The sequence below is a fragment of the Massiliimicrobium timonense genome (assembly GCF_002160865.1).
Classification (GTDB): Bacteria; Bacillota_I; Bacilli_A; order Erysipelotrichales; family Coprobacillaceae; genus Allocoprobacillus.
In genome coordinates, this window is record NZ_NFLJ01000027.1 from 1 (window position 1) to 15,592 (window position 15,592).

14 protein-coding genes and 2 pseudogenes are annotated in these 15,592 nt (G+C 27.0%); 6 read left to right on the forward strand and 10 right to left on the reverse strand.

Annotation, left to right across the window (positions count from 1 at the left end):
• Nucleotides 1–167 precede the first annotated feature (167 nt).
• Together B5E75_RS09390 and B5E75_RS15070 are read left to right on the forward strand one after the other, a co-directional pair.
• Nucleotides 168–1,010 (forward strand): UDP-N-acetylmuramate dehydrogenase, encoded by an 843-nt coding sequence (locus B5E75_RS09390; RefSeq protein ID WP_162607672.1) that lies wholly within the window; start codon nucleotides 168–170, stop codon nucleotides 1,008–1,010.
• A gap of 304 nt (nucleotides 1,011–1,314) precedes the next feature.
• The gene (locus B5E75_RS15070; RefSeq protein WP_420866396.1) at nucleotides 1,315–1,494 is read left to right on the forward strand and encodes a hypothetical protein; all 180 of its coding nucleotides are present in this window, start codon (nucleotides 1,315–1,317) and stop codon (nucleotides 1,492–1,494) included.
• A gap of 290 nt (nucleotides 1,495–1,784) precedes the next feature.
• Here B5E75_RS15070 and B5E75_RS15075 read toward each other — a convergent pair.
• Nucleotides 1,785–1,949, reverse strand: a pseudogene (locus B5E75_RS15075) (ATP-binding protein); the annotation flags it as partial.
• A gap of 157 nt (nucleotides 1,950–2,106) precedes the next feature.
• Between B5E75_RS15075 and B5E75_RS15080 the strand changes: the two are divergent.
• The 4 genes and pseudogenes from B5E75_RS15080 to B5E75_RS09415 all read left to right on the forward strand — a co-directional run.
• Nucleotides 2,107–2,406: pseudogene (locus B5E75_RS15080) on the forward strand (ATP-binding protein); the annotation flags it as partial.
• Nucleotides 2,407–2,716: 310 nt separating this feature from the next.
• The gene (locus tag B5E75_RS09405) at nucleotides 2,717–3,574 is read left to right on the forward strand and encodes a toll/interleukin-1 receptor domain-containing protein (protein WP_087358662.1); all 858 of its coding nucleotides are present in this window, start codon (nucleotides 2,717–2,719) and stop codon (nucleotides 3,572–3,574) included.
• Between the two features lie 369 nt (nucleotides 3,575–3,943).
• Nucleotides 3,944–4,609, forward strand: coding sequence for a hypothetical protein (locus B5E75_RS09410; RefSeq protein ID WP_143746955.1), 666 nt, complete (start codon nucleotides 3,944–3,946; stop codon nucleotides 4,607–4,609).
• A gap of 207 nt (nucleotides 4,610–4,816) precedes the next feature.
• The gene (locus B5E75_RS09415; RefSeq protein ID WP_087358666.1) at nucleotides 4,817–5,275 is read left to right on the forward strand and encodes a DUF2326 domain-containing protein; all 459 of its coding nucleotides are present in this window, start codon (nucleotides 4,817–4,819) and stop codon (nucleotides 5,273–5,275) included.
• A gap of 59 nt (nucleotides 5,276–5,334) precedes the next feature.
• Here the strand turns inward: B5E75_RS09415 and B5E75_RS09420 are convergent, their stop codons facing one another.
• The 9 genes from B5E75_RS09420 to B5E75_RS09460 all read right to left on the reverse strand — a co-directional run bounded on the left by B5E75_RS09420 (nucleotide 5,335) and on the right by B5E75_RS09460 (nucleotide 15,574).
• Nucleotides 5,335–6,387, reverse strand: a complete 1,053-nt coding sequence (locus B5E75_RS09420) for an NAD-dependent epimerase/dehydratase family protein (protein WP_275086211.1) — start codon at nucleotides 6,385–6,387, stop codon at nucleotides 5,335–5,337.
• On the reverse strand, nucleotides 6,387–7,619 hold the full coding sequence (locus B5E75_RS09425) for a nucleotide sugar dehydrogenase (RefSeq protein ID WP_087358668.1): 1,233 nt from the start codon (nucleotides 7,617–7,619) through the stop codon (nucleotides 6,387–6,389). The genes B5E75_RS09420 and B5E75_RS09425 overlap by 1 nt, the downstream gene beginning before the upstream one ends.
• A 1-nt stretch (nucleotide 7,620) precedes the next feature.
• Complete coding sequence (locus B5E75_RS09430) at nucleotides 7,621–9,102, reverse strand: polysaccharide biosynthesis C-terminal domain-containing protein (RefSeq protein WP_087358670.1); 1,482 nt, start codon at nucleotides 9,100–9,102, stop codon at nucleotides 7,621–7,623.
• The gene (locus tag B5E75_RS09435; RefSeq protein ID WP_087358672.1) at nucleotides 9,099–9,620 is read right to left on the reverse strand and encodes an acyltransferase; all 522 of its coding nucleotides are present in this window, start codon (nucleotides 9,618–9,620) and stop codon (nucleotides 9,099–9,101) included. Before B5E75_RS09435 ends, B5E75_RS09430 begins: the two co-directional genes overlap by 4 nt.
• Before the next feature lie 396 nt (nucleotides 9,621–10,016).
• Entirely contained in the window at nucleotides 10,017–11,108 is a 1,092-nt protein-coding gene (gene wecB, locus B5E75_RS09440) for a non-hydrolyzing UDP-N-acetylglucosamine 2-epimerase (protein WP_087358674.1), read from the reverse strand.
• Entirely contained in the window at nucleotides 11,105–12,517 is a 1,413-nt protein-coding gene (gene wzy / locus B5E75_RS09445) for an O-antigen polysaccharide polymerase Wzy (protein ID WP_087358676.1), read from the reverse strand. The genes wecB and wzy overlap by 4 nt, the downstream gene beginning before the upstream one ends.
• A complete protein-coding gene (locus B5E75_RS09450; protein WP_087358678.1) occupies nucleotides 12,514–13,590 on the reverse strand; it encodes a glycosyltransferase in 1,077 nt (358 codons plus the stop codon). Before B5E75_RS09450 ends, wzy begins: the two co-directional genes overlap by 4 nt.
• A 266-nt stretch (nucleotides 13,591–13,856) precedes the next feature.
• Nucleotides 13,857–14,798, reverse strand: coding sequence for a glycosyltransferase (locus tag B5E75_RS09455; RefSeq protein ID WP_087358680.1), 942 nt, complete (start codon nucleotides 14,796–14,798; stop codon nucleotides 13,857–13,859).
• 11 nt (nucleotides 14,799–14,809) lie between these two features.
• On the reverse strand, nucleotides 14,810–15,574 hold the full coding sequence (locus B5E75_RS09460) for a glycosyltransferase family 4 protein (protein WP_162607673.1): 765 nt from the start codon (nucleotides 15,572–15,574) through the stop codon (nucleotides 14,810–14,812).
• Nucleotides 15,575–15,592: the final 18 nt, after the last annotated feature.

Genomic DNA, 15,592 nt, shown 5'->3' on the forward strand with positions numbered 1-15,592 from the left:
AACGTTTACATATTTCTATTTTTAGTTCTTTAGAATATTTGCTTTTTCTTCCCAATATAAAAACCTCCCGTATCAGTGTTTAATTATTTACACTGTCTACTAGGAGGTTATCATATCAGACTTATTAATGGGCATGATTAATGACAGAGAAAGATTGGTGAATGAGAGTGAAAGTAATACATGATGAAGATTTAGCAAAATACACAACAATCAAAATAGGAGGTATTGCTAAAAATTTTTATATTCCTGAAAGTCAAGAAGAATTGATTGATTTAGTTAAAAAATTAGACAATTTCAAAATTCTTGGAGGAGGTTCAAATTTATTAATTAATGATCAGTCGACTTTTGAACATGTTATTTATACCAAAAATTTCAATAACAAAATATCAATTGATGGGGATGTTACTACTTGTGGAGCATCAGTAAGTCTAAAAAAATTGATTTCTTATATTAATGATTATAATTTTGGGGGAATAGAATATTTGTATTCTGTGCCTGGATATGTTGGTGGAGCTATATATATGAATGCTGGACGTGGAAAAAACTATCATAAGTCAATTTCTGATTATCTTTTAGATGTGAAAGTATTATATAAGAAAAAAGTTCAAATTTTAACTGTAGAGGAATGTTGTTTTTCTTACAGGTCATCCATTTTTCAAAATGATGAATATATTATATTAGAAGCAAGATTTAGATTTGAGAAAAAAGACAAAAATATATCTAAAAAAGAACGATTAGAGCGAGTAAACTATTCAAAAGAAATGCAAGATATTCAGTATCCTAATTTTGGAACTGTATTTTCTACTTGTAATAGTAAATTGTTAAATATTTCTAGGATAACCTTTATGTTTAATAATGATAAAGTACAATTTTCTAAGAAGTCAAAGAATTGGTTAATTAATAAAGGAAATGGACAATACAAAGAAGCTTTAAAAAGAATAAATCGTACACAAAAGATTCATCATTTTTTTCATAAAAAAATAGTAACAGAAGTTAGAATATGGGACTAATAAAGCTATAAGAAAAACCAATTCTATTTAATGAAATATAATTCTAAAACATGCTGCCACTATTATTATTTAGTAAACATCATGAACACTTTTCCTTTAATATTTTTATAAAATTATATGATAAATGAAGGCTATAGATGGAAATTACCATTTATAGCCTTTTCTTTTTATTGAACTCTTGTTCCAATTATTGTTGCAAACTAACTTAGTACAGGATCTGAAAGATTAATTTCTTTATAATTAGGAATAAGTGATGACATGACTTGTAAAACAATAGTTGCACTGATAACAATATATGTTACATATGAAATCCTTAAAAGAATTTCAAAGGAAAATAAAAACACATAATTTCTATAGAGTCAATCATTCAGTTTTAGTGAATAAAAACTGTATTATATTTAATAAGATTATTAGTAATAAGAAAAGTGATTATTTCACGTTCTTCAACCATTTAATTCACAACATCAGCACCAGTAGTAGATAATTGTAGGATCACCTGTGTAAATGAATAGCACCGCTCAAAGGCAGTGCCCGTTTTTATTCTCTGTTCATATTTGAAGTAACTTCTCTCATATTGATGTCACCTGCATTAATCGTAATAGAGTTATGAATAATTCGATCCATTATTGCGTCTGCATGTACTCCTCCACCTAATCATGTATGCCAAGATTCTATTTTGAATTGTGTACAAAATATAGTTGATTTATTTTGATATCTTCTTTCCACAAGTTCAAAAATAAATTCTATTTCTTGTTCATTCATAGAGTTTATGAGTCATTCATCTAAGATAAGCAAAGGGCACTTCGCATATTTATTAATGAGCTTATTTCGTCCTCTTTTTAGTTCTGCTTCTTCTAACTGAACAACCAAATCAGGTATTCTTATATAGCGTGTAGTTATTCCATCACGACAAGCTGCTTTACCTAGACAGTTTGATAAAAATGTTTTTCCATAATGTTAAACTTTACATTATGGAAAGACATATATTGTTTCGCCATTAGGAAATGCCGCATGCAAGAAAGCAAAAGTTGTAAAGTATATAAAATTGTTGGATTTATTGTTTGAATTGGATCAGGCAAGATGAAATGGAAAATATAAGCCACAATTAAGATTATATGCAAGAGCTGTAGTTCTTATTATTGATGAATTTCTACTTAATCCAACAACTCAGGAACAACAGGGCGATATCCTTGAACTGTTTGAATTAAGATATGATAGTCATACAACAATTATTGCTTCACAATTCACACCAGATGGGTGGCATAAAAATCTAGGAGAAGGAGCAATAGCAGATGCCATACTTGATAGAATAGTATACCATTCATATAAAGGGCGACAAATCAATGAGAACGCGAAAAAAGGATTAATAAAAATGTCACTATGGTCAAATCTATAGTGACTATTTTTATCATTACACTAGTGTGATGACGTCATCAAATGAGTGAAACGGTGTCATTTTTTTAGTGAAATACTCATTATCATCGCATCCAATTCAATAAGTTATGTAATGACTATGTTAAGAAGTAATTGATTATGCATAGGTATTTTAATATATAAAATTGAAAATTTAATACACGTATTAACTCATAGACAAAAATATATTTGTTCTCGTTTTTTTGGGGTTCTTTTCATAATCCAAAAAAATCTTTATGAAAACGTCTATTTTTGATATACTATTGTCATAAAGGAGATAGAGGCATTAAATTATGAAAGATAATCTACTAGAGTTAATAAATCAGATCGACTATATCCGTTCTTTGTTTCATTTACCGAGTGTAAAAGGTATGCCCCAATTTAAGACCATATCTGATAATGCAGAATTTTCTGCATGGAAACAGGAACTTCAGTTAGAACTTGAAGCTATCCATGATAGAACCCATGACAAATTTATTTGGAGTACACTTGTAACTATAAAGCAAGGGTTTAATGGTTGGCATGATGAAAAATCGTTTAATGAATTATGTGGTAGTCTTTTAGCCATACAAAAAAATATTGCAAAATATTATCCCGAAGAAGTTGACAGCAAAATAATTATAAAGGAGGCCAAATTGATGCCGGAAAAGAGCCCTAAGGTTTTTATAAGTCATTGTAGCAAAGACAAAGACTATGTTTTGTCTATAGTTGAGTTACTTGAAGATATTGGTTTATCGCAGGAACAACTGTTTTGTTCTTCTGTTCCAGGTTACGGAATACCTTTGGATGAAGATATTTACGATTACTTAAAAAAGCAATTTGACGAGCATAATCTTCATGTATTTTTCATTTTATCGGACAACTATTATCAGAGCGTTGCCAGTATGAACGAAATGGGGGCAGCATGGATATTACAGACCAAATATACAACAATACTACTTCCTGATTTTGAGTTTAAAGAAATACAGGGAGCTATTAATCCACGGAAAATTGCTTTGAAGCTAGACGGCAATGAGATAGAAGTAAAAGAAAAGTTAGGTCAATTAAAGGATGCTTTAGTACAAGAATTTCATCTGTCTGACCTACCTAGTGTTAGATGGGAATGCAAACGAGATGCTTTCATTAGTTCGATTGCGAAACTCAAAGACTAATCTATCAAAATTAGTAATGAAGCCTGAAAATTACTACAAGCTGCTAGCAAAGCAGAAGATGGTGTAATTCTAAAAAACACTGATTTATCAGGTACATATATTACAACAAACAATATCAATTTTGTTACATCCTAAGGTCTCCGGGAAGTGGCAAAATAGGAAAGCAGTTTGTGAGAATTTATAAATTTGTGCTTTATTAAAGTTTGGAGCGACTTATTTATGGTAACTAAGTTTGGATATGAGTTTATTGATACCTTAGATAAATAAAAAGAGGGAGCAAAAGTATTTAAAACAGCTCATCATTTAAAAAATAGAAGATCTTATAGAAAGATTAATGGTCAAAAATATTCAAAAGATGAATTCAACCAAGTGTTAAAAGAAATGTTGTTTAATGGCTTAACTGCAAAAAAACCAACATTAAAACAGCTTGTAGGACATAACATCAGATATAAAGATAAAGCAATTTCTAATACTATTAAATATCTTGATTCTTTTACAAAAGATGTTGAATATGAAACATTATATTTATATTTATTGGGTTGTGCTCATTCAAAGGGACAACTCAAAGAAACACTCACAACACAGTTACAGCAAGAAAAGAAATATAAAAGTCGTTTAGAATCCAATGTTTCAAAAAATAATTATATTGTTATGTTGGTTGCTATTAATAATGAAATTAAGAAATTAAATCAAAAGAAAGATAGTCTTAATATTAATGAAAATTTTGAAAATGGTTTAAAAACATTAAATCATATTAAATATGATATTAATCAGATGACTGAAGCTATCTCATTATTAAAAATGAGAAAAGATTTAATTATAGAATCTAAACAAGAATTAGAAAAGAATAATATTGATATTGATTTGTTTGAGTTAAAAACTATCTATGAAGAAGTATCAGAAAAGCTAGGACCTCTCAATAAAACTTTTTCTGATTTAGTGAATCATCATAATACTATGATTCAAAATAAAGTGAATTATATTACAAAAGAACTTCCTTCATTAGAAAGTGAAATCAATTCTTATAATGAATAATTAACAAAAATATTAGAAGATGAAAAGAAATACTCTGTTCTTTTAAAGAAAAGTGATACTTTTGAAGATTTAGAACAGATTATTCATGAATTAAACTTTCAACATCAAAAGAAAGGTGAATATGAAGGAATTATTGCTAAAATTGAAGAATCAGAAAAACAGGCAAAAGAGTTAAAAGATCGCTTAGATACAATCAATCATGAAATTATGTCGAATGAGTATCAAGAAGATGTTAAAACACAAGTCACAGAGTTTAATAAATATTTTGAAGAAGTTTCAGAGTATTTATATGATGAAAAATACTTATTGTCTTATGATTTAAAAACAAATAAAAATAATCAGTCTTATTATGTATTTAGTACTTTTAATGAAAACTTAAGTTCTGGAAAGAAACAAGGAGAAATCTTATGTTTTGATATTGCACTTATCCAATTTTCACGTCATTTGAACTTGGCTCATTTATCGTTTTTATTGAACGATAAAAAGGAGTTAATGGATAATCACCAATTATTAAAAGTGGCCAGATATGCTAAAGAAAACAATATTCAATTAGTTTTTTCTATGCTTGCTGATAAGGTACCTGATATTCTTAATAATGATGGTAACATTATTTTAAGATTATCACAGACAAGTAAGTTATTTAGAATAGAAGAAAACAATTTATAAATGCAAAAAGAGTTAGAACTAAGATCAATAATCTTCATTCTAACTCTTTTACATTAATCTCAATTATAAAATTCTTTATACCACTTGGCGAACTTTCTTAATCCATCACGTAATGGTGTGCTTGGCTTGAATCCAAAGTCTCTTTCCAGTGGTGCTGTATCAGCATATGTCACTGGCACATCACCTGGCTGCATTGGCACAAGTTCCTTATGTGCTTCAAAATCATAATCACTTGGCAGTACTTCTGCATTGATTAACTCTTCACTTAAAATCTGTACAAAGTCAAGTAAGTTTTCTGGTTGATTATTTCCTATGTTATAAATCTTATACGGTGGTATTGGTAATCCATCTTCACCATTTCTCTTTTCTGGTGGTCTTTGCATGACACGCATAACGCCTTCAACAATATCATCAATATATGTAAAATCTCTTTTACAGTTACCGTAGTTAAATATTTGGATGGTTTCATTATTGACAAGTTTGTTTGTAAATCCAAAGTAAGCCATATCCGGTCTTCCTGCAGGACCATAGACAGTAAAGAATCTTAGCCCTGTAGAAGGAATATTGTATAGCTTGGCATAGGCATGTGCCATTAACTCATTGCTTTTTTTTGTTGCAGCATAAAGACTGACTGGATTATCTACTTTATCATCAGTACTATATGGCACCTTTTTATTAGAACCATAAACACTAGATGATGAAGCATAAACAAGATGTTCTACAGGATAATGTCTACATGCTTCCAGTATGTTATAGAATCCTAGCATATTTGATTCGATATAAGCATCAGGATTTTCTATAGAATATCTAACTCCAGCCTGTGCAGCAAGATTCACAACAATATGAGGTTTATATTCATCAAATATCTTGTTTATTGCTTCCTTATTCGCAATGTTTTCTTTAATGAATACAAAATGATCGTATTTGAAAAGAGTATCGAGACGATACTCCTTAATAGATACATCATAATAATGATTCATATTGTCAATACCAATCACTTTGACATTGTCATATTCTTTTAATAATCTTTTACATAAGTTAGAGCCAATAAAACCAGCAGCTCCAGTAATGAGTATTGTTTTTTCATTCAAATCAATGTTTTCCATATTCATTAGTCCCTTCTGAATAAGTCTCTTGTATAGACCTTATCTTCCACATCATCCAAACAGTTATCATATCTATTGGCTAGAATAGCCTGGCTTTGTTCTTTGAACTTATTCAAATCATTCACGACTACACTTCCAAAGAATGTTGTTCCATCTTCTAGTGTTGGTTCATAGATAATAACTGTAGCACCTTTAGCCTTGATTCTTTTCATAACTCCTTGTATTGATGATTGTCTAAAGTTATCACTGTTTGATTTCATTGTTAATCTATAGACACCAATAATAACTTCTTTTTCTTTAGATGAATCATAATCACTGTTTTCTTCATATCCACCAGCAATCTGCAAGACTCTATTGGCTATGAAATCTTTTCTTGTTCTATTGCTTTCAACAATAGCACTAATTAAATTTTCAGGTACATCTTCATAGTTTGCTAATAATTGTTTTGTGTCTTTTGGTAAACAATATCCTCCATATCCAAATGATGGATTGTTGTAATGATTACCAATTCTTGGATCTAGACATACACCCTCAATAATTTGTTTAGTATTTAATCCTTTCATTTCTGCATAGGTATCAAGCTCATTGAAATAAGAAACTCTTAAAGCAAGATATGTATTAGCAAACAATTTAACAGCCTCTGCTTCAGTAAATCCCATGAATAACGTATCAATGTTTTCTTTGATTGCTCCTTCTTGTAATAATGAAGCAAAGACTTTTGCCTTTTCAACAAGATATGGATTATTCATATCTGTACCAACAATGATTCTTGAAGGATAGAGATTATCATACAAAGCTTTAGATTCTCTTAAAAACTCAGGAGAGAAAATAATATTTTCTGTATGATATTTTTCTCTAACACTTTGTGTATATCCTACTGGAATAGTACTCTTGATAACCATGATAGCATCTTTATTGACGCTCATCACAAGTTCAATGACATTCTCTACAGCACTTGTATCAAAGAAATTTTTCTTAGAATCATAATTTGTCGGTGCTGCAATGACAACAAATTCAGCATTCTTGTAAGCTGATTTAGCATCTAATGTTGCCTTTAGATTTAAATTTTTTGTACTTAAAAAGTCTTCAATTTCATTATCCTGAATTGGAGACTTTCTATTGTTGATCATATTCACTTTTTCTTCGATAATATCCACAGCAGTCACTTCGTGATGCTGTGCTAATAAAGTTGCTATGCTAAGTCCTACATAGCCCGTTCCTGCTACTGCGATTTTCATTTTAATTTCTCCTTCTGATAAATTTTGTTATAAATGATGGATAAAAAATCATATAAATTATACTAGTAACAACAATACATATTATAAAGTTTAAAACAGAATAAATAATCCAACCTATGATAGTTATTTCTTCTAATTTTAAAAATGAAGTAGCTATTAATATCAAAATAAAAGCTAAAAAATCAATAAAAATATTTTTTAAAAACACAGAATATCTTCTATTAATAATTGATTTTTTTAGATAAAAAGCAGATGCACAAAGCCTATAACCAACTCCAACACAAGTACCAATAGCAACTCCTACTAAACCATATTTTATAACAAAAATCACTGATAAAATGATATTTAATAGAGACTCAATTACACAATACAACTGTGTCTCTTTGAAATGGCCAGCTGCGAAAATAATAGTTGTATATGGAATTCTTAATGAATAAATTGCATATGCTAAAGTAATGAGATAAGAAAATATATAATTTGCATAATTTGCATCTTTTATTCCGCTTGTGTATAGCAGTACAAATGGCACAAGAACTTTACAAATACATGAAAATAATATTACAGAAATATAATGAGTAACTAGCTCATAATTTCTAAATTCTTTTTTTAAAGCATTAATCTTATTTTCAGCATAAAGTTTTCCAAAAAAACTTTTATAACTAGCTGATAAACTTTCCATTAGAGTTTTTATGCTGTTCAATGGCATTACATATATATTGTATATTGAAACATTTTTTAATGTTGAAAATATAGTAAGGACTACATAATCTGTAGAATTTGTTACTACTGATGAAATATGTTGTGCTAATCCATGCCATTTTTGTTGTATACAATCCTTTGATGGATTCTTTACATTTTTTATATGATAATGTTTTTTTACATAAATAGTATATATCAATGGCCTAAGAATAAAAATAATAGATGAAAAAAGTTTAACACATTGAATGTTAGCCCCAAGTTTAATCAAAATAATTGTAAAAATTGCATTTAGAATAATAGTAATTAAATTAGTTATATTTGTTATATAAAGTTTTTGATCAGCGTTTAAAAGCAATGAATTGCATATTCCAAAATAGTATTGCGCAAAAGAACTTAAAGAGATAGATAAAATTAAAGTTATTGTGTACATGTTTGAAAAACCAGTATCTTTTATAAATCCAAAATATATAACTAAAGCAATAATATAAAATATTAATATTCTAGCAATAAGTTTAAAATACTTTTGAGCAGCACAATAGATATTTGAAATACTCTCAAAATTTTTTTTAGATAATGGCTTGTATAATGAACTTTGAACTACTGCACCTATACCAAAATCCAATAATGAAATTATACTTAGCATCTGTGTGATAGAAGATACTAATCCGTTTACATCAGAGCCATATGCATTTAAAAAGAAACGTGGTAAAAATAGACCTATCAGTATACTTACTATTTGGTATATAAGAGTAATTAAATTATTTAAGATTAATTTGTACTTCATTTTATATTATATTTCCTTTTTAAATATTCTTTTTTATTTTGACTACTAAATTTTTTTGTATAATCAAATTCATCAATATGATCACTGTAATAATCATCTATATTTTTAATAAATTTAGCAGGTACCCCCGCCCATATTTGCCCATCCGGTATATCTTTGGTAACAACAGCACCACAACCTACTATTACATTATTACCAATTGTAACTCCAGGCATAATAATAGTATTCATACCAATATGTACATTATTTCCAATTTGAATTTGACCAAATAAATCAATTTTTTCATTATTATATTTTTCTCTTAAAACCCATACTCCCCCATCATGAGTAATAAATTTACATCCTGATGTTATTCTAACATGATTCCCTATAGTTATTAGGTATGGTTCGCTTCCAAAAAAAACATCTGGATATATTTCGCAATTTTCGCCAATACGAACACCTATTTTTCTTAATTCATTACTATAATTGTTTAATGAAAAGAATATATATTTTAGCTTTATTAGTATATTTCTCATTTATATAATACCTCTTAAATTTTTCTACATTTAATAATTCATATTAAATATTTTTCAAAACTGAAGTGGATTACTATGTAATATAGATAAATTGCATTTAAACTTTAATGAATCAAAAAGAATATCATTCGACTAATACATCTATATAGAATTTATTTGTATGTTTACAAAATAAACTATGAATTTAATTTTTAGTATTTTGAGTCCTTGTTTTTAATTTTTCCATATTTTTAGTGAATATATTAATTTGTTCATTTATAAATATAGGATTATTAAGTAGCAATTATAAATTTGGAAGTTATCAATTACAAAATCACTAGATACTTATTAACAAATTGCATATAATCTGTACTTAACAAATTGCATGTAATCCATTTTTATAAAACTTAAAGAATATTACTTGAATAAAAACTTTATTATTTTTTCGCATGCAGTTCCGTCTCCATATGGGTTAGATGCATGTGACATCTTATTATATTCTTCTTGATCTTCTAATAATAATTTAAAGTTTTTATAAATTGTTTTTTCATCAGTCCCCACTAACTTTAATGTCCCTGCTTTTATCCCTTCAGGCCTTTCTGTTGTATCTCTCATGACTAGCACTGGTTTTCCTAATGATGGTGCTTCTTCTTGTATTCCACCACTATCAGTCAAAATCATGTAACTTCTTGCCAAAAAATTATGGAAATCTAGTACCTCTAATGGTTCAATGATATGAACTCTATCACAGTCTCCTAGTTCTTCTTTTGCTATTTGTCTTACAACTGGATTCATGTGTATTGGATAGATAACCTTCACTTTATCATGCTCGTCAACTATGCGTTTAATAGCTCTGAACATATTATGCATAGGTCTTCCTATATTCTCTCTCCTATGAGCGGTTAACATAATTAATTTTGAATCCTTTGCCCATTCAAGTTCTGGATGATTATAATCATCTTTTACAGTTGTTTTTAATGCATCTATTCCTGTATTACCAGTAACATAGATATTTTCCCCTTTTTTACCTTCATTTAATAGATTTTGCTTGCTCATTTCAGTAGGGGTGAAATGATATTTTGCAATAATTCCTACTGCTTGTCTATTAAATTCTTCTGGATATGGAGAATATATATCATATGTTCTTAACCCAGCCTCTACATGTCCTACAGGAATCTGCAAATAGAAGCATGCCAAAGCAGTCGCAAAAGTTGTTGATGTATCACCATGTACCAATACAACATCAGGTCTAACTTCTTCTAATACTTCTTTGATATTATTTAATATATTTGTTGTAACATCAAACAATGTTTGTTTCTCTTTCATAATAGATAAATCATAGTCAGGCACAACATTAAAAGCTTGTAAAACTTGATCAAGCATCTGTCTATGTTGCCCTGTTACCGTTACAATTGTTTTTATATCTTCATGTTTTTTTAACTCGTTTACTAATGGACACATCTTAATTGCTTCAGGACGTGTACCAAATACTAACATTACCTTTTTCATAAGCGCCTCCCATTTATTTTGATACGACTAAGTAGTACTATTAGTAAGTAAAATACTATTACTCCATAGAAAAATGATTTAAAATATAAAAATGAAGATCCTCTTATCCACCCTATTAATGTTGATAATGAAGATGCAATAATAAATAGTCTAATGTTTGAAAAATGATTACTATTATTTCTAAATAATAAACCTAAGACATACCCTAAAATCAATAAAAACAAAACACTAAAAATACCAAAATTCAAATAACATTCTCCAAATAATGAAAATCCTGTACCATAAGATAAATTTAAATATTGAGAAAAATAATCATCAATTAAAATTACTTGTAATCCCAACATAGGAAAATATCTACTTGAAATCACTCCTAAGATTGCTGGAATATATGTATTACCATAATTCCAAAAAGACGCGCCATATATATATATGTATGCCAAAATATTCATACTACCTCCCATCTCACGTAAAGCACTTATTAGAGGGAACTCTATATTTCCTAATTCTTTAATTATTGAAGTAATTTCAATTTTTCCATAATCTCTTAACTCAACAATTGCATAAACTATATATAAGAAAGGAAGCAATAATAAAATATAAAGCATTATTTTTTTAAAATCAATCTTTGGTTGATAATAATAGAACTCTAACCATATCAATATAATAATTTTATATAACCATGTTCCTCTATCTCCCATAGATAAGTTGATTATTGTATAAAAAAGCATAATACTCCATACAATAATTTGATATTTTTTTTTAAATTTTCCTCCAAGTAAAATACATAATAATGATGGAAAAAAAAACATTTCAACAATGAATGTTAGTGATGCTAATTGAAAATCATTACTGTAATAAATTGCTCCATAACCATGTACAGAACTTATTGACAAAAATGTTAAATACCTATATAAGGTCAAAGGAACAGAAATAATTGCAAAAATATATCCTACTAATAAAATATATCTATCATAATTCACATTGCTATATTTTTCTGTTTTTTTAAAAGATGTGCTTAAAATTGCCCCAAAATGTAAGGCATAAATCATTATACATGTTAAAATTTTTAAATTTTGAATATCAATTTTGGAAGCAACCAAATTCGTTCCTAAAAACAAGTAATTAGTTATATCAGTATCTGAAATAATATTAAAAGCCCATAATAAAGGCTGACCATAGTTAAACAAAACTATAAATATCATAAATATAATATACGGAGTAAATATGGATTCTTTAGTTGATGATTTCCATGTATATATAATCCAAATTACTAAAACATAACCCATGATATTTAATGAATAATCAATAAAGAGATTATATATATTAAGTAATGAGAAAATTAAAAATACACCTAATATACAAAATAAAATTATTGAAAAAATAGAAGCATATTTTTGAAACTTTATCATATAATCTCCTTCAAAAATAATTCCCAATTATCAACAATTGTGGATTCTGAAAACTTTTCCCTTGTTTCTTTATAATGTGAAGAAATATTATCCGCAATATCTTCATTTTCTAAAAGAAGTTTTATTTTTTTTGTAAGTGTTTCTTCGTCTCTTATATTTACTAAGATTCCATTATAGTTATTTGTAATTGCTAATTTAGCGCCTCCTATTGGGCAATCAGTACATATAACTGGCAATCCTATTGCTAGAGCTTCAAGCATAGAATTCGATATCCCCTCATAATCAGATGTTGATACAAATAAACTTGCATTTATTATTTCTTCATGAATATTATTTGAAAACGGTTTAAATATCACACGTGTTTGTAATTTTTTTTCTTGAACATATTTTTTTAAAAGAGTTTTTTGTGGACCCTCACCATATATTTCCAATTGATATTCTAATTTAAGCTGTTTAGGTAATTTATCATATGCATTTATTAACATTTTTAAATTTTTTTGTTCTGTTAATCTACAAAAAGTAACAATTTTATTATTTCTCTTATTTAATTTATTATGTGTGGGTAAATTTTCAATAATAGGATTAGGTATAATTCTATTTTTTATATAGAGTCTTTTAAAAAAACGTTTTGCATCTTCAGTTTGATAAACAATTCCATCAGCATATTTATATGAAACTTTTCTTAAAAATCTTAGCAATTTCTGATGAGGATCATGATAGGGATCATTTCTTTCAGATATAATTAACGGAATATGCGTAAACAAAAGCGACACTATAGAATATATATTAATTTCAGTTAAAAAACTAATAACTAGATTGCAATTCATTTTTTTTATTATTTTTCTAAGATATCTTACTCTTGACGGTATACGTACAATATAGTTAGACGATATATAATTATTTAAACAAACAATATTAATTTTTTCATTAATAGGATAATCGATTCTGTTTTCATACACAAGAATGATGCTGACATGATAACCACGTTGATTTAAATTATTAGCAAGAATTGAAATAACTCTTTCGGCTCCACCTTTGCCTAATGATCCAATTACAAAAACTATTTTTGCCATTCTAATATCACATTCCTTTCTTCTTATATATTAATAGTATATAGTTATAGAAAATAATTTACTCCTATAGACAATTTATTCTTTAAAGTAAAAAATAGATACATATTTTTCAGAGAATATAATATGTTTTAAATTTTTCAAAATGAAATGTTAAATATCAATTTATTCAATCAAATTAATACACTAAATCTGTTAATATTATCATATTAGTTTATACGTTAAAAATTTTTTAAACTTATATTTTATAAATAACTAATCTATATTATCTAAATATTATTACGCTCCATCTTGTCTCTAACTATATAAAATAGTCTTTTGTTTAGTAAAAACAGAATAGACTTTAATCGTGTTTTTAATCTATATGAATGAAGTAAAGGGTAAAATTTATCATATTCATTATCATTCAATTTCCCTATAAATATACCATTTAAATATTGATTTGATAAATAATCATAAAATATTTTTTTCTTTTTTCTGGGTAAATCAATAAATTCTTTTTCTAACTCCATTACATTTTGAATTATATCTAATCCATTTTTATATGTATCTGTTCTTGTAGTAATAGAATTTTCTCTTATCTCATAATTATACAAAATAATATTTGTAATAATAACTTTATTTGCATATTTTAATGCTCTTGGGAACCACTCTACATCTTCATGTAATCGACCCTTTTTGAAAAATAAATTATTTTCCATAACATATTTTCTTGAATATATATTTAACCAAACAGCAGGATAATATGAATTAGATTCAATAGAATTAATCAAATAATTAATACCACTATATATTTTATCATCGTCCTTATTAATTCTAATTAAATTTTTTTTGCCACTGACAATTCTATATCCGTTACACAAAACTATATCATATTTTCTTAATAATAAATACTTATAAACTTTACTTAGAGAGTTTGTTTCTAAATAATCATCACTATCTAGAAACAATATATACTCAGCTTTCGAATTTTTCATTCCTATATTACGAGCCTCTGAAAGTCCTGCATTTTTTTGCTTTATAAACTTTATAAATTTATATTTTTTTACATATTTCATATATATTTTTTCACTATTATCTGTGGAACCATCATCAATTAGTATTAACTCGACGTCATTATTATACTGACTTATAATACTTTCTAAACATCTAGAAATATATTTTTCAACATTATAAATAGGTATAATAATACTCAATAGTATTGTGTTCATTTTTAGCTCCTTTAATTAACAAATTTTTCCATAATATCATAAAACTTTTCTTCATCTAAAAGCACTTGATTTAAAACCCTATTACAATTTTTCTCAAATACATATTTGTCTAAATTCATATATTCATCATATAATTTATCTGCATCTAAATATGAATTCAAGCCTATTCCTAATTCTATAGATTTCTTTCCAATATATGTTTTAGGATTTGCCCATAAAGGAATTTTATAAATAATTGAATCATAAAATTTATTCGATATTGCATATTTATTTGCAATTTGACTATCATCATAAAAAGAATTGATAATATCTGCTTTATCAAGTAATAATTCTTTATCTTTTCTATCATATTTTCCTGTCATTATCACATTTTTATTCTGTACATATTCTTTCAACTTATCATATGTGGCTCCATAACCATGATACACAATTTGAAATCTTTGATCTTTTTCTAAACAGTCTACAATTTTTTTATCCAATGTGTAATGTCTTACAGCACCTAAAAATGTAATTTGCAATTTTTGTCCCATCTCTTTTTTATCAAAATGGTAGCACTCGTTCATTTCTTCTTTTAAAAAATTATGACACAATACATATTTATCTGATTGTGGCAAAAATTTTTTAAAGCCATTTGATGAAATCATAACGGCTCTTGATGCATTTACTATTCTTTTTTCAATATGTTTGAATATCAAACTATTTTCATAAGTATAATCTCTGATATCAAAAATAAATTTGTCTTTATATGATGTTATTAAATCTCTTGCAATAATCATTCCCATAAGTGTAGATAA